We start from the raw sequence: 20,959 nt of genomic DNA on the forward strand, positions 1-20,959 counted from the left end.
AAGCTGGAGTATCTCATGCGCTACACCCCCGTTGCGATCGCCGCCGCGATGACGCTGCTGACGATCGGAACCGCCGTTCAGGGCCAGCGCGCCGAAGATGCGATCGACGCGCGCTCGCTCGCGCTGCTCGCCAAGGGGCGGGCGTTGCAGAGCGCGGGGAATCTCGATGGGGCGACCGACATGCTTGAAAGCGCGGTCACGGTCGATCCGCGCAATCGCGATGCCTTCGTCGCGCTCGGACAGGTCGCGCAATCGAGGGCATTGCCCGGCAAGGCGATCCGACTGTACCGCGAGGCGCTATCGCTCGATCCGAACGACATCGCTGCATTGCGCGGGCAGGGCGAAGCGCTCGTCGCGCGCGGGGCGGTGCAACGGGCGCGCGAGAATCTTGCCAAGATCCGGACGGTCTGCGCCAAGCGCGCCTGCCCGGAGATCGCGGCGCTGACTGCATCGATCGCCAAGGGGCCCCCGATCGTGACGGCGGCTGCGGCGACCGTCGTGCCGCCACCCGCGGGGACGCCGACCGCCAAGGACTGAGGCGGGTCGTCTAGTTTACGGCCTGACCTTCCGGCCAGGGACGCGCGCCTAATCCAGCGCGCGCGCGACCGCGACGAACTCGGCGACGCTGATCGTTTCCGCGCGGCGGGTCGAATCGATGCCCACCGCCTCCAAGGCATCGAGCGCGCCGGGCACGCCCTTGAGACTCTGCCGCAGCATCTTGCGGCGCTGCCCGAACGCGGCGCCGGTCAGCCGTTCGAGCGTCGCGAAGCGAACGGCGTCGGGTGCGGCTTCGGGCACGATATGCACCACCGCAGACATCACCTTGGGCGGCGGCGTAAAGGCCGAGCGGTGGACCGGCATCGCCAGCGTCGCCTTGCTCCGCCACTGCGCCAGCACTGCTAGCCGCCCGTAAGCGTCGTCATCGGTCCTGGCGACGATCCGGTCGGCGACTTCGCGCTGGAACATCAGCGTCAGGCTTTGCCACCACGGTGCCCAGTCTGCCGACAGCCACCGCACCAGCAGGGCGGTGCCGATATTATAGGGAAGGTTGGAGGCGATGTGCGGTTTGCCCTCAAACAAGGGCACCGCGTCGATCTCGAGCGCATCGCCTTCGATCACCCGCAACTGACCCGGAAAGGCTTCGCTCAGTTCGGCCAGCGCCGGGATACAGCGCCGGTCACGCTCGATCGCGGTTACCCGCGCCCCTGCGGCGAGCAGCGCGCGGGTCAGGCCACCCGGACCAGGTCCGATCTCCAACACGTCCGCGCCCTGCAAATCCCCCGGAATGCGCGCGATCCGCGCGAGCAGTTGCGCATCGAGCAGGAAATTCTGTCCCAACGCCTTGCTGGCGGCGAGCCCGTGGCGGGCGATGACGTCGCGCAATGGCGGCAGATCGGGGCGCGCGGGTGCCCCCTCGGGCGAACTCACGCGCCGATCGCGGCGCGACGATCGGCAGCGTCGCCCGCCAGCCGGATCGCCGCGATCATCGCGCCCGGTTCGGCAATGTTCTTGCCCGCGATATCGAACGCGGTCCCGTGATCGGGCGAGGTCCGCACGATCGGCAAACCCAGCGTGATGTTGACGCCTTCGTCGAAATACAGCGTCTTGATCGGGATCAGCGCCTGGTCGTGGTAGCAGCACATCACCGCATCATAGTTCAGCCGAGCGCGCGGGTGGAACAGCGTGTCGGCGGCGAACGGTCCGGTCGCAGCGATGCCCTCGGCGCACAATTGGGCGACCGCCGGGGCGATGATGTCGATTTCCTCGCGCCCGATCGCGCCGCTTTCGCCCGCATGCGGATTGAGCCCCGCGAACGCGATGCGCGGCGCTGCGATACCGAAGTTGCGAGTCAGCCCACGCGCAGTCGCGCGGCCCTTGGACACCAGCAGCTCGACCGACAGCAAGCCGCCGACATCCGCGAGCGCGACGTGCGTCGTCATCGGCACGACGCGCAGGTCAGGACCGGCCAGCATCATCACCGCATTCTCACCCGCAATGCCACAGCGTTCCGCGACGAATTCGGTCTGGCCCGGGTAATTGAACCCGATGTGGTAGAGCTGCGCCTTGGAGACCGGCGCGGTCACCAGCGCGCGCGCGGCGCCCGACCGGACGAGGCCCGCCGCAAGCTCCAACGCGCGCAACGCACAGCGCGCACCCGCGACGTCGGGATGGCCGGGAACGATCTCGCCGCCATCCTCCACCGTCAGCACGGGCAGGGCATGGTCGAACACGCCGCGCGCAGCGTCCGGGTGGAGGATCGCCTCGACCGGGCCATCCCATACCGCCGCGATCGCGCGCACGTCGCCCGTCGCGAAGAACGCCGGCAAACCGGCATCGCGTCGCTTCATCCAGGCCTTCGCCAGGATTTCCGGACCAATCCCGGCCGGGTCGCCCATCGAGACGACAAGCGGCGCGAGCTGCGTCGAGGCGACCGTCTCAACGATATTCGATGATCGCATCACGGCGGAGATCGCGCAGCAACTGGTTGGCGCGCAAATTGGTACGTGCGTTCTCCATCTGGCCGCGCACCTGCTCCACGCCGGGGACCGTGCTGCCCGACGCTTCGTCGCGACCGCACAGCACGAGCGACCGGATGCCGTCCTTGGCCGAACCGAACGGCGGGGTGGACTCGCCGACGCTCAGCTTTGCCATGATGTCGCGCAATGCCGGCGGAAGATCGCGGATCCGGACCGAATCATTGTCGACGACTTCGGCACCGAGCGCCGAGGCGACCTTGGCCACTTCGCCGCAACCCCGGATCGTCTTGGACAGTTTCGCGAATTCTGTGACTCGCGCATCAGCCTGCGCCTGCGAGATCCCTTCGGGGAAGCGCACGCTGAGCTGCTTGAGCGTCAGGCGCGAATCGAGCGGGTCCGCGACGCCGACCTTGCGCGTGTCGACCAGATAGATGATCGAGAAGCCGCCGGGGACTTCGATCGGCCCGGCCAGATGCTCGGGCTGCATCGTCTTGATCGCCTCGACCAGCGACGGCGGAAGCTGTGCCAGCTGGTTCTCGTTGAGCCACCCGAGATCGCCGCCGGTCGAGCGCGTCGACGCCTCCGACATCGCGCCAGCGTAATAGCCGAAGCTGTCGTCGCCTTTCTCGCGCTTCTGGATCGACGCCATGATCTGCTGTTCCTGCGCGAACACTTCCTGCGCGCGGTCACCGCCTGCGGACAGATAGATCTCTCGCACGTGATATTCGGTCGTGCCCTGCTGTTTCTTCAGCTTGTCGATGATTGCCTGGACTTCCTCGTCGCCGACGCTGATGTCGACCTTGCGGCGCAGGTAGCGATTCCACGACAGCTCTGCCTCGACCTGCCGCTTGAACGAACGCTCCGACGAGCCGACGCTGCGCAGATAGGTGCGCATGTCCGCGGCAGACTTGCCGAAGTTGCTGCGGACGATCGAATCGTAGCTCTTGTTGACTTCCTCGAGTGAGATTTTGACGTCCGCGGTCTTGGCTTCCTGGATCTGGAGCGTCTCGTCGATCAGCTGCCGGATCACGAGCAGGCGGTATTGCGCCATTTCCTGTTCGGACAGCTTCATGTCGCGCGCGGCGAGCAGAAAGGCGAGGCGCTGGTCGACGTCGGTCCCGGTGATCACCGTTCCGTTGACGATCGCGGTCGGCTTGCGGACGTTGGGATCCACCTTGCCGAAAATCTCTGGATTGCTCGGCAAATTGAGATTGCCGGTACGATCGACCGATGCCTGCGGCGGGGCACCATCCTGTGGCGCGGCGTCGGGAGCGGTCTGCGCGATCGATCCCCCCGCCATGGCGAGAGAAGCCGCGAGCATCGTACCGAACCCGAAACGGCGCACCGTGCGCGCCGTCTTGCCTGTAGTCGTCGTCACCAAATCTCAATCCCATTCCGCATGGCCGAACCCTGGCCATGCCCCTAATGCGGCCATGTGGCTGAACCGTGGCTTAGCGGCCACAGGTCGTACGCCTATTAGCGTTAGCGCCCCAAATTCTTGAACGCCAGCGTCAACAGATAGCTGTTGCCGCTGCGCGCGTCGCCGGTGTTCTGGTAATCGCGCCGCCACGTGACGCCGAGCCGAAGGCAATCGTCTTCATATTGGACACCCAGGCGGTGGCGAACCGGGTCGAATCCGTCCGCCAGCGACAACGAGTCCTCGCTGCGATTGGTCAGGTCGACCACGGTCGAGCCGAACGCCGACCAGAACCGCGCGAACTGGATACGCCCGCCGAGGCGGATTTCCTCGCGGTCACGCAGATCTTCCAACGTCGGGTCGATGTTGCGGTTGAGCCGGAGATAGCCGACCAGGAAATAGGTGCTGCGCGAACCGACGGTGGCGTCGAGCTCGTTGCGGCGTACCGCGAACCCGTCCTTGTCGAGCCGATAGCGATGGATCACCGACACGAAGTCGCGGAAGCGCAACTCGGTCCGTCCGACGACATCGGACAGGCGGCGCGACAGACCGGTGCCGTCCGGAAAGAACGGCGTTTCGCTGTTGAGGCGGTAGCTCTGCCCGATGTTGGTGCTGAACGACAGCCCGGGCAGGTCCACCTGCCAGTCGGCACCGTAGGTGAGGCGGGTCGAGGCCTCGAAACGATCGTATCCGGGGAAGCGATTGAGCGCGAACAGGTTCGAATCTTCGAGATCGACCGAGCGGGCATCCTCGTTCGGGATCTCGAGCGACCCGGTCTGCGGCGAGGTCACCACCTGGAAACGCGGAATCAGCCGCTGCGTACCGCTCAAAAACGTGCCGATCAGCGGATATTTGATGTCGACCGCGAACGCCCCGATCAGGCGCCCGTGGAACCCGTCCACGCCGCGATAGCTCGCCACCGAGGTCGAGATCGCGTCGTTGGTGTTGTACACGTCGCCGCGTCCGAATGCGGTAAAGGTTACTTCCTGCCCCCAGGGGGTAACCTTGCGCAAATCCCAGCGGGCGCTGGCGAAGGCGCGTTGGGTGTCCTGCCCATCGGTGCGGCTTATGGCGAGGCTGTTGACCTGGAATTCGAACGTGCCGCCCAGCAGGCTGTTGGGCATGCGGCGGCGATAGTCGATCGCGGGCAGTGCGAACGGCTGGGTGCCCTGTGGGTCGGCCGCCCGCAGCGTCTGCACATACCATCCCGCGAGCGAGAAATAGCTGTTCTCGTCGATCCGCTCGAGATTGATCGTCGTGCGCAACCGATCGTCGCGCGAGATGTCGTAGCGGCGCAGGAAGGTTCGGTCGCTGGCAAGCCGGAGCGAGCCGGACACGCTCCAATTGGGGTCGAGCTGGAACCGCCCCGAAGCGTCCAGATAGCCGCGGAACGAGTTGGGCGTGTTGGGCGGGGTCGGTAGCAGCAAATTGTTGCTGCGCGGGCTTTCGGTGACATAGCCCGAAATCCGGTACGCACCGAGCGTGTTGAGCGCCTGATAGTCCGCCTGGAGCATCGGCAACACGCGGCTGAAGATCCGCGGCGTGATGGTCAGGCCGCGGTTGGGCGACAGCGCGATGTGGTAGGGTTGCGCGAATTCAAGCCCGTTCACGCGTCCGTAGCGGAAATCCGGGCTCAGCAGACCGCTGTCGTTCCCGCCACCAATCGGGTTGGAGAAAGCGGGCAGCGGGATCGACGGCAAGCCGAACAGATCGATCCGCGCGCCCTTGTAATAGATCCGGCTGCGCTCGGGCCGATAGATCACGCGGACCGCGGTGATCTTCCACGACGGTTCCTTCGGGCAGTTCGAAGCGTCGGTAACGGCGCAGGGGGTATAGGCCGCGTCCTCCAGCGTGACGGTCTCGTCGAGCGCACGCGTGCCCTTGCGCGCCGCCAGCCTTCCGCCTTTTTCGAGGACCAGCAGCATGTTGTCGACCATGCCGTCCTTCAGCGCATCGGTCAGTTCGATCGAATCGCCATAAGCGGTGTCGCCGCCGGGATTGACGATCGCGATGTTGCCGGTCGCCATGACCTTGCCGGTCTTGCGGTTCCACACGACCTTGTCCGCGCGCAGGCGATCCCCCGCGCGGTACATGCGGACGTCGCCGGTCGCGGTGACGATCTCGTCGTTGATGTCATATTGCAACGTGGCGGCGTTGAACTGGACCTGATCGTCGCTGACGCTCGTCGTCGCGGCCGGGGGCGGCGGGGCGACGGTACGGGTCTGCAGATCCTGCGCGACGGCGGGAAGGGCGATCAGCGCGGCAGGCGCGACGCAAGTGGCGAGGAAAACAGCACGCTTCACGGCGGTAGAACATCCAAATGCGATGGGGCCGGCGGCCGTTGGTCGATCATGCCCTATCGCATCGACGCGGAGCCGCTGCAATCGCGCAAAGCGCGCTTTGCCAGCGACGGCGCACTGGCCTAGAGACTGACGACTCACCGTGACCGACCGATCGAGGCTTGTTTCCATGCATATCGAGTTTTCCAGTGCAGCCCCCGCAGCCGATGCGACGCTTGCCCTCATCGTCGAAAAGGACGGGCTGTCGCGGCTCGCCAGCGGCTTTGTCGGGCAGAGCGCGATCGATCTGCTCAAGGCCGCGGCCAAGGCGAGTCGCTTCGACGGCGAGACCGGCGCGATCGTCGAGACGTTCGTCGATCGGGACGGCAGCGCGCAGCGCGTGCTGTTGATCGGCGCCGGTGCCGGCGGCGAGATGGACTTTGAAAAGGCCGGCGGTGCCCTGACCGGACGCCTGCTCACGTCGGGAGTCACTCAGGTGAGCGTCGATTTCGCCGGTGCGGGCGCAACCGGCAAGGCCGCCGCACGGTTCGCCGGCGCAGCCGCGCAGCGCAGCTGGCGGCATGACATCTATCGCACCAAGCTGCCCGAAAAGTCGAAGCCGACGTTGACCAGCATCGTGCTCCACAACGCGCCCGACGGTACCGATGCCGCCTGGGCACCGCAGAAGGCGCTGACCGAGGGTCTCGAACTGACCCGCACGCTCGTCGCGGAACCGCCGAACGTCATTTACCCCGAGAGCTTCGTCGCCAAGGTGCTGGCCGAGGTCGAGGGGCTCGGTCTCGAAGTCACCGTCCTCGGCGAGGACGAAATGCACGCGCTCGGCATGGGCGCGCTGCTTGGCGTGAGCCAGGGCTCGGTCAAGAACGCGCAGCTGCTCGCGCTCAAGTGGAGCGGTAAGGGTGCTGGCGATCCCGATCTGGCGCTGGTCGGCAAGGGCGTGACGTTCGACACCGGCGGCATCTCGCTCAAGCCCGGCGCGGGCATGGAAGACATGAAGTGGGACATGGGCGGCGCAGGCGCGGTCGTCGGCGCGATGAAGGCGATCGCCGGGCGCAAAGCCAAGGCCAACGTCATCGGCGTGTGCGGCCTGGTCGAGAACATGCCCGATGGTAACGCGATCCGCCCGGGCGACGTGCTGACCTCGATGTCCGGCCAGACGATCGAAGTGCTCAACACCGACGCCGAGGGGCGTCTCGTGCTGTGCGACGCGCTGACCTGGGTCCAGCGGACGCATCGCCCCAAGACGATCGTCGATCTGGCGACGCTGACCGGCGCGATGATCGTCAGCCTCGGCCACGAACATGGTGGCTGCTTCGCGAACGACGATGCTCTGGCCGACCAGTTGCTCGCGGCGGGCAAGGCCTCGGGCGACCTGCTGTGGCGCTTCCCGATGAGCGATGCGTACAACAAGCTGATCGACTCGCCGATCGCCGACATGAAGAACGTCGGCCCGCGCGGCGCCGGATCGATCACCGCGGCGCAGTTCCTGCTGCGCTATATCGAGAATGGCGTGAAGTGGGCGCATCTCGACATCGCCGGGATGGTCTGGTCGGACAAGGCCGGTCCGAACCACGAAAAGGGCGCGACCGGCTATGGCGTGCGCCTGCTCGACCGGTTCGTGGCGGAAAACTTCGAAGGCTGATGTGCCAGCGGCTTCTGTTCTCCTGCGAAAGCAGGAGTCCAGGAGTCCGATAAGCCGCAGGCGTTATCTTGCATGACCTTGGGTTCCTGCCTTCGCAGGAACACGGCGAAGGAAAGCAATGCAGGTCGATTTCTACCACCTGACGCTACAACCGCTCGACCGCGTGCTCCCGCGCATTGCGGAGCGAGTGGTCGGCGGCGGCGGGCGGTTACTCGTCGTGGCGGAAAGCGGCGACCAGCGGGCTGGGCTTGACCGGTTGCTCTGGACGTATGCGCCCGAAAGCTTCCTTCCGCACGCGCAGGTTGCGGGGGACGACACCGATGCTGCCCAACCGGTCCTGATTTCGTCCGCCACCGATGCCATCAACGCCGCGCGCAACATCGCGCTCGCTGACGGCGTGTGGCGGGAAGACGCGCTGAAATTCGACCGCGCGTTCCATTTCTTCGACGACGAGCGGATCGTCGAGGCGCGCGCGGCGTGGCGCGCGCTGGGCGACCGCGACGGGGTCGATCGCCGGTACTGGAAACAGAATGACGAGGGCCGCTGGGAGCAGGCCGCCTGAACCGGCGCTGCGGCTTGCATCGCTCCGGCGCGCCGACTAGGGGTCGCGCACTTCCATCCTTCATCACACAGGAGCTTCACGGTCATGGCCGCGAACCGCACGTTTTCGATCATCAAGCCCGACGCCACGCGTCGCAACCTGACGGGTGCCGTCACCAAGATGCTCGAGGAAGCCGGCCTGCGTGTCGTCGCCTCCAAGCGCATCCAGATGACCCGCGAGCAGGCCGAGGGCTTCTACGCCGTTCACAAGGAACGCCCGTTCTTCGGTGAGCTGGTTTCGTTCATGATTTCCGGCCCGGTCGTCGTTCAGGTTCTCGAAGGCGAGAACGCGATGCAGCGCAACCGCGACATCATGGGCGCAACCAACCCGGCGAACGCCGATGCCGGCACGATCCGCAAGGAGCTCGCCGAGTCGATCGAAGCCAATTCGGTCCACGGGTCGGACAGCGACGAGAATGCCGAGATCGAGATCGCCTATTTCTTCAAGCCCGAAGAAATCGTTGGCTGATTCCAACTGGCGCGTGCGGGCGGCAGGGGCGGCGGATGCCGATGCCCTGTCGCTCGTCGCGTCGGCGACGTTTCTGGATACCTACGCGGGGTCGCTCGACGGCAGCGACATGGTCGCGCACTGCGCCGCCAATAACCGGCCCGAGAAATTCGCGGGCTGGATCGCCGACCGCAGCGATGCGGTAACGATCGCCGAAATCATCCCCGGGTTTGCGCCCGTCGGGTACGCCGTGCTGACCAGCACGGTCGACTTGCCGGTCACACCCGAACCCGGCGACATCGAGCTGCGCCGGATCTACACCTTGTCGCGGATGCGTGGGTCGGGGCTTGGCCCCGCCCTGATGCAGCATGTGCTGGACGACTCCGCCCGTCTGTCCTGCCGCCGGATCCTGCTCGGCGTATGGGGCGAAAACCACCGCGCGCACCGCTTTTACGAGCGCCAGGGCTTCACGGTCGTCGGAACGCGCCAGTTCCGAGTCGGCACCGTCGTTCACGACGATCTCGTCTACGCGCGGACGGTCGTCTGATCGGCTCAGGCCGCGAACTGCTCCATCGTGATCCGGTCATCGAGCGCATGTTCCGGGTCGAACAGCAACGTCAGCTCCCGGTTTCGGTCGATCACGATCTCGACCAAAGCCACGTCTCGAATCTCGCGTTGGTCCGCCACCGCGCTGACCGGACGCTTGCCGGGCTCGAGCACACGCAACCGGATTCGCGCCTTGTCCGGCAGGATCGCCCCGCGCCAGCGCCGTGGGCGGAACGGACTGATCGGCGTCAGCGCCAGCATGTTCGACCCGAGCGGCAGGATCGGCCCCTGTGCCGATAGGTTATAAGCGGTCGACCCCGCCGGAGTCGCGACCAGGATCCCGTCGCAGGCCAGTTCGGGCAGCACGACCCGGTCGTTGACCGTTACTTCCAGCTTGGCGGTCTGGCGCGTTTCGCGCAGCAGCGACACCTCGTTGATCGCCGGCAGCGCATGGACTTCGCCGCTGATCGTCGTCGCGGTCATCGCAAGCGGGACGACCTTGAACGCCTTGGTGCGTTCCAGACGCCCCTCAAGACCATGCGAGCGCCATTCGTTCATCAGGAACCCGATCGTGCCGAGGTTCATCCCGAACACCGGCACCACCGGTTTGCGCCGCTCGAGCATCGCATGCAGCGTCTGCAACATAAACCCGTCGCCACCGAGCGCGACGATCATGTCGGCCTCCTCGGGCGGGACCCAGTCGTGACTTTCGGTCAGCGTCTGGAAAGCCGCTTGCGCCGGGGGGGTAGGCGACGCGACCAGCGCCCGTCGCAACGGCTGGTTCATCCGCCCGTGACGCTCATGTGCCGTGCGACCGCAGGGGCGGCGGCATCGATGTCAAAGTCGTGGCGCGCGGGCTTGGTCAGCATTGCGCCATCCAGCGCAGCATCGAGCCCATCGACGCCCTGTTCGCGCAACACCGCCTTGAGATCGACCTTATCGTCATGCCCTAGACACGTGTAGAGTACACCCTCAGTCGTCAAGCGCACGCGGTTGCACGTATCGCAGAAATTCCCAGTCAGCGGGGAGATCAGGCCAAGCTTGGTGGTCGTCCCGTCGACTCGCCAGTAGCGGGCGGGGCCGCCGCTGCGATGCGAATCCCGGACCAGCGGGAACTTGCCCGACAGATCGTCGAGAACCGCGGTGAGCGGAACGAAGCGGTCAGCGCGATCTTCGTCGATCTGGCCCAGCGGCATCGTTTCGATCAACGTCAGATCCAGCCCTTCGGCAATGCACCAGTCGAGCATCGGAGCGATATGGTCCTCGTTCAGCCCCTTCAAGGCGACCATGTTGATCTTTACGGACAGCCCGGCATCGCGCGCCGCAAGGATGCCGGCCGTTACCCGGGCCACGTCGCCGTGGCGCGTGATGTAGCGGAACGTCTCCGCGTCCAAGCTGTCGAGGCTGACGTTGATCCGCCGCATTCCCGCCGCGACCATCGCTGCGCTATGCTCGACCAGCGCATTGCCGTTGGTCGTCATCGTCAGCTCGTCGAGCCCGGTGCCGACGTGCCGGCCAAGACGCCGGACCAGTTCGCCCACGTCGCGCCGCACGAGCGGCTCGCCGCCGCTAAGCCTGATCTTGTTCACGCCGCGCGCGATAAAGCGTTCCGCGATGATCGCGATCTCTTCCAGGCTCAGCAACGCACTGCGCGGAAGGAACGTCATTTTTTCGGACATGCAATAGCGACAGCGCAAATCGCACCGATCGGTCACCGAAATCCGCAGATAGCTGATCGTCCGCCCGTGGCGATCCTGCAGCGGGCGGTTGAGAGAGGGGGAAAGTATCGCCATCATCCTTGAGCTAAGCCTTGGGATCATGCGGAACAAGTCCGTCACGCACCCTAGGCCATCATGTTGTAATCTTCTAAACCCCGCTCGGGCACATCTGCTCCCGCCGATCGAAGAAAGACGTCCGCCATCGCCCCGCCGTCCGCTCCTTTGTTCGTTTTGTCGTTCCGCCAACGCGACGAACTCGCTTCGATTGCCGCAACCGGCGGATGGCACGTCGTCGCGGCGCGCCGCGCGGGGGGCGCCGAACGGAGGTTCCTGTCGAGCGGCGCCGCGGTTGCGGTCGTCGATGCGCGGGGAGCAACCGCAGAGGGAATTTCGGCCACGGCAGCGCTGGGCAGCGCGGTCGAAGCCAATGGCGGCGCCCTGCTGACGCTCGTTTCGCGCGGCGAAAATGCCTCGATCACCGCGCTTTATGGCGCCGGGGCAACGCATTTCCTCGCAAGCCCCTTCAGCGATGCCGAATTCCTCCAGGCTTTGCGATTCGCCGCGCGGCATGCCGAGCGAATCGCTCGCGAATGGCACACCGGCGCGGTGTTTACGCCGCTCGGGTGGCGGTACACGCTCGCTGATCGTTCGCTCGTCCTCACGCCAGGACTTGCCGCATTGCTCGATTGCGCAGAGACGCTGACGGTTCGGGAGATGCTGCGCCTTTTGGATCGAAACGACCGGCTGGCGGCGACGTCGGCATTCCGGCGGATGTCGCCGCAACGATCCGCGACGGCATTTGCGCATGACATTGCGGGGGTCGGTCGGATCGTCCAGCACCTCCAGTTCGATGCCGCCGCTGGCCAGATCGACACGGTGGTCGAGCCGCTCGGCACGACGCCCGAACCCGCCGCCGAAGTCCGCGAGGCGCTTTCCGGCGCGCGCGACGCCGGAAGTGCGCGCCGCTGGATCACCCGTCATCTTGGGGAGGCGGCCGGCCCGCCGCTCCACCTCCTGCTCATCGCGCTCAATCGGTTCGAAACCGTCAACACCGCTTACGGGCGCGTGGCGGGGGACGCGCTGTTGCGATCCGCGCAAACCCGGATCAACGACGCGGTCGTCGAGATGCTCGGGCGGGATGCGCTGGTCGCGCGGATGGGTGGTTCGACCTTCATGGTTGCGACGCAAGCGCCGCGATCGCGCGTGGACCTGGTCGCGGAGCGAATCGTCGGGGCGCTGACTCGGCCGTTCGTCAGTGGCGATACGATTGCCCTGCTCGGATGCCGGATCGGGCTGGCGGAGGCGGGGCCGGAGGACGATGCCGCCCGGCTGCTGCGGCGCGCCAGCGAAGCGTTGGCTGAGGCGCGCGAATCAGACAGCGCCACGTTGCGCGTCGCCGACGCGGAGAATGGCGGGGCGACGATCGGACGACTGGCGGTCGAGCTGCACCATGCGATCGAACACGGTGACATCGGCATCCTGTTCCAGCCGCAGGTCTCGATCGCGACCGGAAAGATCGTCGGCGTGGAAGCACTTGCGCGTTGGCAGCATGCGACGTTCGGCACGATCGGGGCGGAAACGCTGTTTGCCGCCGCGCAGCGCGCCGACCTCGAAATCGGACTGTCGGATCATATCCAGCAGCTCGCGCTCGCCAAGGCGGCGAAGTGGCCAGCGTTGCTTGCCGACGTACGCCTGTCGCTCAATCTCACCGCCGCCGATATCGCACGGCCCGGATTCGCCGACCTGTTCCTGGCACGGGTCGATGCCAGCGGGTTCTCCCGCAAATGCCTCACGCTCGAAATTACCGAAAGCGGGCTGATCGAGGATCTCGGCATCGCGTCGGCGTTGCTGTCGCTGCTGCGCGGGGCAGGGTGCCGGACCGCGATCGACGATTTCGGGACGGGCTATTCCAGCCTCGCGTATCTCAAGGCGCTTCCGCTCGATTATCTCAAGATCGACAAGAAGCTGGCGCAGGACATCACCGGCTCGCCGCGCGACCGGATCGTCGTGCGCGGCGTGATCGACATGGCGCGCTCGCTGGGGCTGACCGTCATCGCGGAGGGCGTCGAGACACAGGAGCAACTCGACGGGCTGGCGACCGAAGGCTGCCAAATCTACCAGGGCTTCCTCTGCGCCGAGCCGCTGACCGAACCCGCGCTGATCGCCCTGCTCGACCGGTCGTAACGAGCGGCGCTTAGCCCGCCGCCCGTGCCAGTCCCTTCGACAATTGCAGCGCACCATGCAGCCGCGCCTTGGGATCCCCCCAGCTGCGCGTCACCACCAGCTTCGAGTCGGGCCGCAACCGCGCTACGCCATCGAGTTTAGCGACCCACGCCAGCAAGCCATCGATATTGGGCGGCTTGTCGTCGAAGAACGACACGAGTGCGCCCTTCGGGCCGACATCGATCTTGGACACGCACGCCTTCTTGGCGTTGAGCTTGATCTCGATGAGGCGGACGAGGTTTTCGGTCGGCCCCGGCAGCGCGCCGAACCGATCGATCAGTTCCGCCGCGAACCCTTCCAGCGCATTCTGGTCCTCGACGTCGTTGAGGCGGCGATACAGGCCCATGCGCAGATCGAGGTCGGGGACATACGTCTCGGGAATGAGGATCGGCGCGTCGACGGTGATCTGCGGCGAGAAATCCTTCGGCCGCAGCCGCTGCCCGCCTGCCTTGGCGTCCATGATCGCCTCTTCCAGCATAGACTGGTAGAGTTCGTAGCCAACCTCCTTGATATGCCCCGACTGTTCGTCGCCGAGCAGATTGCCCGCACCCCGCTGGTCGAGGTCATGGCTGGCGAGCTGGAACCCGCCGCCGAGGCTATCGAGATCGGACAGGATCTTGAGCCGCTTCTCCGCGGTCTCGGTCAGGATCCGGTCGGCAGGCGTGGTGAGATAGGCATAAGCGCGCGTCTTGGCGCGTCCGACACGACCACGAAGCTGATACAGCTGCGCTAGCCCGAAGCGATCCGCGCGGTGGATGATCATCGTGTTCGCGCTCGGGATATCGAGCCCGCTTTCGACGATCGTGGTCGAGACGAGCACCTCGAACTTCTTGTCGTAGAACGCCGACATCCGCTCCTCGACCTCGGTCGGCGACATCTGCCCGTGTGCGACGACGAAGCGGATCTCGGGGACGGATTCCCGCAGGAATTGCTCGATCTCCGGCAGATCCTTGATCCGCGGTGTCACGAAGAAGCTTTGCCCGCCGCGATAATGTTCGCGCAGCAACGCCTCGCGCAGGACGATCGGGTCCCACGGCATGACATAGGTCCGTACCGCGAGCCGATCGACCGGCGGGGTCTGGATCACCGACAATTCGCGCAAGCCCGACATCGCCATCTGGAGCGTCCGCGGGATCGGGGTCGCGGTCAGCGTCAGGACGTGGACGTTGGCCTTGAGCGACTTCAGGCGCTCCTTGTGCGTGACGCCGAAGCGTTGCTCCTCATCGACGATGACGAGCCCCAGGCGCTTGAAATCGATGCCCTTCGCCAGGATCGCATGCGTGCCCACGACGACGTCGAGCGTGCCGTCGGCAAGCCCCTCCTTGGTCGTCTTCGCTTCACCCGCGGGCACGAGCCGCGACAATCGCCCGACGTTGAGCGGAAAGCCTTCGAGCCGCGCCTTGAAGTTGTTGAAATGCTGCCGGGCGAGCAAAGTCGTCGGACAGACGATCGCCACCTGCAACCCCGCCATCGCCGCGGCGAAGGCGGCGCGGAGCGCAACCTCGGTCTTGCCGAAGCCGACGTCGCCGACGACGAGGCGGTCCATCGGCGTGCCCTTTTCGAGATCGCCCATGACGTCCTCGATCGCGCGATCCTGATCCTCGGTTTCCTCATACGGAAAGCGGTCTACGAACGCGGCATAGCCACTGTCGCGTTCGATCGTGTCCGCCGGACGCAACGCGCGTTCGGCGGCGGTCGCGATCAGTTCACCCGCGATTTCGCGGATGCGTTCCTTCATCCGGCTCTTGCGGCGCTGCCACGCCTCGCCCCCGAGCTTGTCGAGGCTGGCACCGTCGGAATCGGCGCCATAGCGCGTCAAAACCTCGAGATTCTCGACCGGAACGAACAATTTGTCGCCACCAGCGTACGTCAAAGCGACGCAATCGTGCGGTGCCTGGCCGACCGGAATCGAGGTCAGCCCTTCATACCGACCGATGCCGTGGTCCGCATGCACGACCAGATCGCCCGGCGTGAGCATCGCCAGCTCGGCGAGAAACGCATCTGCCGACTTCTTGCGCTTGGTCCGCCGGACGAGCCGGTCGCCCAGCATGTCTTGCTCGGTCAGCAGCGCGACTTCGGGCCCGGAAAAGCCATGGTCGAGCGGCAGCACGAGCAAGGCGACCGATTTGGCACCGACGCCGAGCGCCGCCTGCCAGCTGTCGACCTTGACCGTGTTGGTCAGTTCGTGATCGGCAAGCAACCCAGCGAGGCGATCGCGCGACCCGGTCGAGTAACTGGCGAGGATCGCTTTCTTGCCGGATTTCCGAATCTTGTTGAGGTGCTCTACGACGGCTTCGTAGATGTTGACGCCATTCGCCCGCTCCGCGCCGAAGTCGCGCGGGCCATCCACGCCGAAGTCGAGCACGCTCGCGCTCTCCGGTTCATGGAACGCGGTGATGCGGTGTGCGGGGGCGCCATCGAGCCGCTCGGCAAGGTCCGTGGCGGTCAGGTACAAGGCGTCTGGCGGCAGCGGGCGATAACTGCCCGGGTCGCTCGACTGCGCCTTGACGCGATTGCCGTGGTAATCGGTGATCGCTTCGAACCGCGCCTCCGCCGCCGCAACCGCCCCGGCATCGCGGACCATGACCGCGTCGTCGCCGAGATGGTCGAACAGCGTCGCCATCTTCTCCTCGAACAGCGGAAGCCAATGCTCCATCCCCGCGAGGCGCCGCCCGTCGCTGATCGCCTGATACAGCGGGTCGCCCGTCGCGGTCGCGCCGAAACGTTCGCGGTAGCGCGCGCGGAACCGCTTGATGCTGTCCTCGTCGAGCAGCGTCTCCGAGGCGGGGAGCAGGACGAACCCGTCGATCCGCCCGGTGGTGCGCTGGTCCGCCGGGTCGAACGTGCGCACGCTTTCGATTTCATCACCGAAGAAATCGAGCCGAAGTGCTTGCGATTCCCCTGACGGATACAGATCGACCAATCCGCCGCGCACGGCGAATTCCCCAGCATCGGCAACGGTTTCCACGCGAACGTAGCCATTGGCTTGCAACAGTGTAGCAAGCCGATCACGCCCGATCCGTTCCTTCGGCGCAAGCCGCGCGACGAGCTGGCGAATACGGAACGGTGTCAACGTGCGCTGCGCGATCGCATTGACCGTCGTCACCAGCAGTTGCGGGCCGTTCGGCTTCTGCTGGAGCCGGTGCAGCGTCGCCATCCGCTCCGCCATTACGCGCAACGTGGGTGACGCACGGTCGTAGGGGAGGCAGTCCCACGCCGGGAAGGTCAGCACCTCCAGTTCCGGCGCGAACGTCTGCGCGGTCGAGGCGATCGCGCGCATCGCGGCTTCGTCCGGCGCGACGAACACTGCGCGGGCTTTGGCGGCGCGCGACAGGTCGGCGAGCAGCCACGGCTCGAACCCGGTCGGGACGCCCGCCAGCGTCAGCGGGGTCTTGGCAGTGAGGATCGTCTGAAGGTTGGGCATTCTTTTCTTTCTCCCTCTCCCCGCTTGCGGGGAGAGGGGGGTATTACTTGGCGACCGGCACGTAATTGAGCTGTTTCAACGCCTCGACGATCGACCCGGCATAGCGTTCCGGCGCGGGTTCGATTCCGATCGCCCAGGCCATGATATCGACGTCCTGTTCCTCGATCAGTTCCTCGAACAGCGCGATCTCGGCATCGCTCCAGCGTGCGTGCGCGGAATCGAAAAACCCGCCGATCAGCAGGTCGGCTTCCTTGGTGCCGCGATGATGGCTGCGGAAATGCAAGCGCTTGAGGCGGATATCTCGGTCCATGCGGATCCCAACGACAATTGCCCGATACCCGCGCGCGGGTGCTGGCGGCGGGGATCGGGGAGGGGTAAGAGCGCTTCAGATAGACATGCGACCCGACATCCTCAATCCATTGTTCGCCGAAGTTACGGCATTGAAGGGCATCGGCCCCGCGCTCGCCAAGCCGCTCGAGCGGCTCGGGCTCGCACGCGTGGTCGACGTGGCGTTCCACCTGCCGACCGGCTGGGTCGATCGGCTGCCCCGCGAAGAGCTCGACATGGCCGATTCCGGGCGGGTGATCGTCATCACGCTGACCGCCGTTTCGTATCGCAGCAGCAACGGGCGTGGACCGACCCGTGTTCAGGCGACCGACGCCAAGGGCAATTACGTCAGCCTCGTGTACTTCGGCGGACACCCCGGCTGGGCGAAGAAACTGGCGCCGCTGGGGGAACCGCGCCGCGTGTCGGGCAAGCTCGAGCATTACGGGCAGGACTTGCAGATGGTCCACCCGGACTATGTCTTGCCGCTCGACGAGGCGGGCGAGATGGTCGAGCGCGAGGCGATCTATCCGTTGTCGGAAGGCATGTCGTCGCGGCGGATGGGGCAGCTGACGGCGCAATCGGTAGAACGCGCGCCCGATTTGCCCGAATGGATCGAACCCGGCTTGCTCGCGAAACAGGAATGGCCCGCCTGGCGCGAGGCGCTCGCGCGGATCCATGCCGATCCCGCCGATGCGAAGGCGCGCGAACGGCTCGCCTATGATGAGCTGTTCGCGAATCAACTGGCGTTGATGCTCGTTCGCCAGTCCTCACGGGCGCGCAAGGGGCGGGCGCTGGCGGGGGATGGGCGGCTGCGCGACGCGCTGAAACTTCCGTATGAACTGACCGGCGCGCAGGCGCGCACCGTGCGCGAGATCGAAGGCGATCTGGCGCAGGCGCAACCGATGCTACGTCTGCTGCAAGGCGATGTCGGTTCGGGCAAGACGCTGGTCGCCGCGCTCGCGATGCTGGTCGCGGTCGAAGGGGGCGCGCAGGCCGCGTTGCTCGCCCCGACCGAAATCCTCGCACGGCAACATTATGAATCGCTGCGGCGACTGCTCGGCGGCTTGCCGATCGAGATCGCGGTGCTGACTGGACGCGACAAGGGGCGGGTCCGCGAGGGCGTCCTCATGGGGCTCGCCGCAGGGCAGATCCATATCCTGATCGGGACGCACGCGATCTTTCAGGAAACAGTCGCCTATAAGGATCTTGGCCTGGTGGTGGTCGATGAGCAGCACCGCTTCGGGGTCGCCCAGCGGATGCTGCTGCAAGCGAAGGGACGCAGCCCGCATTTGCTCGCGATGACCGCGACGCCGATCCCGCGGACGCTGACGCTCGCCAATTACGGCGAGATGGATGTCAGCCAGCTCGACGAAATGCCCCCTGGGCGCCAGCCGATCGAAACGCGCGTGATCTCGGAGGATCGGCTCCCCGAAGTGGTCGAGGCGCTGGCGCGGCATCTCGCGGATGGCGGGCAGGCCTATTGGGTGTGCCCGCTGGTCGAGGAAAGCGAAAAGAGCGACATGGCGGCGGCGGAAGCGCGCGCGGAGACGTTGCGCGCGCGCTTTGGTGACGCGGTCGGGCTGGTCCACGGCCGGATGAAGCCTGCGGACAAGGACGCCACGATGCAGGCGTTCGCCGAGGCGCGGCACGGCGTGCTGGTCGCGACCACGGTGATCGAAGTCGGGGTCGACGTGCCCAATGCGACGCTGATCGTGATCGAGCATGCCGATCGCTTCGGATTGGCGCAGTTGCACCAGTTGCGGGGGCGGGTCGGCCGCGGCGGCGGGAAATCGAACTGCCTGCTCATCCGCGGCGGCAGCCTCAGCGAAACCTCGCGCGCTCGGCTCGCGCTGATGCGCGAGACGACCGACGGCTTTCGCATCGCCGAAGAGGATCTTCGGTTGCGCGGGGCGGGGGAGTTGCTCGGGACGCGGCAATCGGGCGAGGCCGGGTTCCGGCTCGCGACCCCGGAGATGCTTGGCGCGCTGCTCCCGGTGGCGACCGACGATGCCCGCTTGCTGATCGACCGCGACGGCGGGCTGGAGGGCGTGCGCGGACAGGCGGCGCGGACGGCGCTGTACCTGTTCGAGCGGGACGCCGGAGTCGCGCTGCTCCGCTCCGGCTGAGGTCAGCGCCGCATCGCCTCAAGGACACGGGGATAGTCCGCCGTGTCGATCGGGGTCGGGAAGGCGAAGCCCATCCGGCCGCCGAGCACCCAGCGGATTTCCGCATCCCAGGCGCCAACGATCGGCAAGCTGATTTTCACGAGATCACCGACGCCGCCGGGCATGTCGCCACGCGCCATCAGGCCCATCGCGGTGATGTTAACGATCAACAGGGTCATCCCGCTGCCGTTCGGCGCGATGAACCGCGCGCGAACTTCAACCTCGTCACGCTCCAGGGCGCGCGTGTGTGCCGTCGTCAGCGCCAATGCCTTTTCCATCACCGGGTCCCTCGTGCGGAGCCGCCATGGCTACCCGTCCCGCATGAAGCAGCACCCAACGATCTTGGTTAAGAGTGCAATGTCCTCGCCGTGCGTACCCTCGAAACGGCGGCGTAAATGGCTGCAATCATGCGCAGAAACGGCGATTATGCGCGGATAAGGATGCCGTGATGCTTCTTTCCGGCGGCAATCCGCACGGGATCGTCGCCGACTGTGACGACCAACGTCTCGTCAATGACCTTGTCGGCGCCGACACGCGCGCCACCGCCCTTTATCAGGCGGCGCGCCTCACCCTTGGACGCAGCGAGACCCAAGCCAACGAGAGCGTCGATGATCCCAATGCCGCCAGTGACCGCAAAGGTCGGCAACGATCCGCCAGCACTGCCTTCCTCGAATGTTTTTCTTGCAGTTTCAGCGGCTTCTGCGGCGGCGTCTGTTCCGCGACACAAGGCCGTCGCGGCGTCCGCCAGTATCTTCTTCGCCTCGTTGATCTCGGCACCCTCGAGCGCCTCCAGACGCGCGATCTCATCGAGCGGAAGATCGGTAAACAATCGGAGGAACCGCCCGACATCCCGGTCATCGGTATTCCGCCAAAATTGCCAATAATCGAAATGCGGTAGCTGGTCCTCATGGAGCCACACCGCGCCCGCCATCGTCTTGCCCATCTTGGCGCCGTCGGCGGTCGTGATGAGCGGCGTCGTCACGCCGAACACTTCGGTCCCGTCCATCCGGCGCGCAAGCTCGATCCCGTTGACGATGTTCCCCCATTGGTCCGATCCGCCCATCTGCAGCCGGCACTCGGCGCGCCGCGATAGTTCAAGAAAATCATAGGCTTGCAGGATCATGTAGTTGAATTCGAGGAAGCTGAGCGATTGTTCGCGGTCGAGCCGGAGCTTGACCGAATCGAAGCTCAGCATCCGGTTGATCGAGAAATGCTGCCCGACGTCGCGCAGGAACGGGATGTATTCGAGCGCATCGAGCCACTGTGCATTGTCGAGCATCACCGCATCGGTGGGACCATCGCCAAAGGTCAGGAATCGCTCGAAAATCCGCCGGATCGAGGCGACGTTGGTCGCGAGCGTATCCTCGGTCAGCATCTTGCGCGCTTCGTCCTTGAAGCTCGGGTCACCGATCTTGCCGGTGCCGCCGCCCATCAGCACGATCGGCTTGTGCCCGCTCTGCTGAAGCCGCCGGAGCAACATGATCTGGACCAGGCTGCCGACATGGAGGGAGGGCGCGGTCGGGTCAAAACCGATATATCCTGGAATGACTTGCTTGCTTGCCATCGCATCGAGGGCGGCGGCGTCGGTCACTTGGTGGATGTAGCCGCGCGTCGACAGGAGGCGGAGCAGGTCGGAAGAGAAGCTGGTCATGCGCGCTGCTCTACAAAAGTC

Annotated in this window: 17 protein-coding genes; 7 read left to right on the forward strand and 10 right to left on the reverse strand. The window is 65.9% G+C overall.

The features are described 5' to 3' along the window. Positions 1-15 precede the first annotated feature (15 nt). Positions 16-537 carry a tetratricopeptide repeat protein gene (locus QBJ92_RS03265; protein WP_277968320.1) on the forward strand — a complete coding sequence of 174 codons (522 nt, stop codon included), beginning with the start codon at positions 16-18 and terminating at the stop codon, positions 535-537. Between the two features lie 48 nt (positions 538-585). Here QBJ92_RS03265 and rsmA read toward each other — a convergent pair whose 3' ends face one another. The 4 genes from rsmA to QBJ92_RS03285 form a co-directional block, all read right to left on the reverse strand. Then, positions 586-1,428 carry a 16S rRNA (adenine(1518)-N(6)/adenine(1519)-N(6))-dimethyltransferase RsmA gene (rsmA, locus tag QBJ92_RS03270; RefSeq protein ID WP_277968256.1) on the reverse strand — a complete coding sequence of 281 codons (843 nt, stop codon included), beginning with the start codon at positions 1,426-1,428 and terminating at the stop codon, positions 586-588. Then, positions 1,425-2,396 carry a 4-hydroxythreonine-4-phosphate dehydrogenase PdxA gene (pdxA, locus tag QBJ92_RS03275; protein WP_431358361.1) on the reverse strand — a complete coding sequence of 324 codons (972 nt, stop codon included), beginning with the start codon at positions 2,394-2,396 and terminating at the stop codon, positions 1,425-1,427. The genes rsmA and pdxA overlap by 4 nt, the downstream gene beginning before the upstream one ends. 40 nt (positions 2,397-2,436) lie before the next feature. After that, positions 2,437-3,858: a peptidylprolyl isomerase gene (locus tag QBJ92_RS03280; RefSeq protein WP_347342778.1), complete on the reverse strand. Its 1,422-nt coding sequence runs from the start codon at positions 3,856-3,858 to the stop codon at positions 2,437-2,439. Between the two features lie 101 nt (positions 3,859-3,959). Continuing rightward, positions 3,960-6,197: an LPS-assembly protein LptD gene (locus tag QBJ92_RS03285; RefSeq protein WP_277968258.1), complete on the reverse strand. Its 2,238-nt coding sequence runs from the start codon at positions 6,195-6,197 to the stop codon at positions 3,960-3,962. Between the two features lie 166 nt (positions 6,198-6,363). On the opposite strand from QBJ92_RS03285, the gene QBJ92_RS03290 reads away from it, so the two are divergent. The 4 genes from QBJ92_RS03290 to QBJ92_RS03305 all read left to right on the forward strand — a co-directional run bounded on the left by QBJ92_RS03290 (position 6,364) and on the right by QBJ92_RS03305 (position 9,431). Beyond that, positions 6,364-7,836 (forward strand): leucyl aminopeptidase, encoded by a 1,473-nt coding sequence (locus QBJ92_RS03290; RefSeq protein ID WP_277968259.1) that lies wholly within the window; start codon positions 6,364-6,366, stop codon positions 7,834-7,836. Positions 7,837-7,954: 118 nt separating this feature from the next. After that, the gene (locus tag QBJ92_RS03295; RefSeq protein WP_277968260.1) at positions 7,955-8,398 is read left to right on the forward strand and encodes a DNA polymerase III subunit chi; all 444 of its coding nucleotides are present in this window, start codon (positions 7,955-7,957) and stop codon (positions 8,396-8,398) included. Between the two features lie 84 nt (positions 8,399-8,482). Next, complete coding sequence (ndk, locus tag QBJ92_RS03300) at positions 8,483-8,905, forward strand: nucleoside-diphosphate kinase (protein ID WP_056058698.1); 423 nt, start codon at positions 8,483-8,485, stop codon at positions 8,903-8,905. Continuing rightward, positions 8,898-9,431: a GNAT family N-acetyltransferase gene (locus QBJ92_RS03305; protein WP_277968261.1), complete on the forward strand. Its 534-nt coding sequence runs from the start codon at positions 8,898-8,900 to the stop codon at positions 9,429-9,431. Before ndk ends, QBJ92_RS03305 begins: the two co-directional genes overlap by 8 nt. A 5-nt stretch (positions 9,432-9,436) precedes the next feature. On the opposite strand, the gene QBJ92_RS03310 is transcribed toward QBJ92_RS03305, so the two are convergent. After that, positions 9,437-10,216: an NAD kinase gene (locus QBJ92_RS03310; protein WP_277968262.1), complete on the reverse strand. Its 780-nt coding sequence runs from the start codon at positions 10,214-10,216 to the stop codon at positions 9,437-9,439. Beyond that, positions 10,213-11,226, reverse strand: a complete 1,014-nt coding sequence (gene moaA / locus QBJ92_RS03315; protein WP_277968263.1) for a GTP 3',8-cyclase MoaA — start codon at positions 11,224-11,226, stop codon at positions 10,213-10,215. Before moaA ends, QBJ92_RS03310 begins: the two co-directional genes overlap by 4 nt. Positions 11,227-11,370: 144 nt before the next feature. On the opposite strand from moaA, the gene QBJ92_RS03320 reads away from it, so the two are divergent. Next, positions 11,371-13,332 (forward strand): putative bifunctional diguanylate cyclase/phosphodiesterase, encoded by a 1,962-nt coding sequence (locus tag QBJ92_RS03320; RefSeq protein ID WP_277968264.1) that lies wholly within the window; start codon positions 11,371-11,373, stop codon positions 13,330-13,332. A gap of 10 nt (positions 13,333-13,342) precedes the next feature. On the opposite strand, the gene mfd is transcribed toward QBJ92_RS03320, so the two are convergent. Both mfd and QBJ92_RS03330 read right to left on the reverse strand, forming a co-directional pair. Next, positions 13,343-16,795, reverse strand: a complete 3,453-nt coding sequence (mfd, locus tag QBJ92_RS03325; protein WP_277968265.1) for a transcription-repair coupling factor — start codon at positions 16,793-16,795, stop codon at positions 13,343-13,345. Between the two features lie 43 nt (positions 16,796-16,838). Continuing rightward, positions 16,839-17,105, reverse strand: a complete 267-nt coding sequence (locus QBJ92_RS03330) for a succinate dehydrogenase assembly factor 2 (RefSeq protein ID WP_277968266.1) — start codon at positions 17,103-17,105, stop codon at positions 16,839-16,841. An 85-nt stretch (positions 17,106-17,190) separates the two neighbouring features. Between QBJ92_RS03330 and recG the strand changes: the two genes are divergently transcribed. Further along, the gene (recG, locus tag QBJ92_RS03335; protein ID WP_277968267.1) at positions 17,191-19,248 is read left to right on the forward strand and encodes an ATP-dependent DNA helicase RecG; all 2,058 of its coding nucleotides are present in this window, start codon (positions 17,191-17,193) and stop codon (positions 19,246-19,248) included. 2 nt (positions 19,249-19,250) lie between these two features. On the opposite strand, the gene QBJ92_RS03340 is transcribed toward recG, so the two are convergent. Then, the gene (locus tag QBJ92_RS03340) at positions 19,251-19,565 is read right to left on the reverse strand and encodes a PilZ domain-containing protein (protein WP_277968268.1); all 315 of its coding nucleotides are present in this window, start codon (positions 19,563-19,565) and stop codon (positions 19,251-19,253) included. A gap of 146 nt (positions 19,566-19,711) precedes the next feature. Then, positions 19,712-20,938, reverse strand: coding sequence for a tyrosine--tRNA ligase (gene tyrS / locus QBJ92_RS03345; RefSeq protein ID WP_277968269.1), 1,227 nt, complete (start codon positions 20,936-20,938; stop codon positions 19,712-19,714). Between the last annotated feature and the right edge of the window lie 21 nt (positions 20,939-20,959).

This window comes from Sphingomonas echinoides (assembly GCF_029623395.1).
GTDB lineage: Bacteria > Pseudomonadota > Alphaproteobacteria > Sphingomonadales > Sphingomonadaceae > Sphingomonas > Sphingomonas echinoides_A.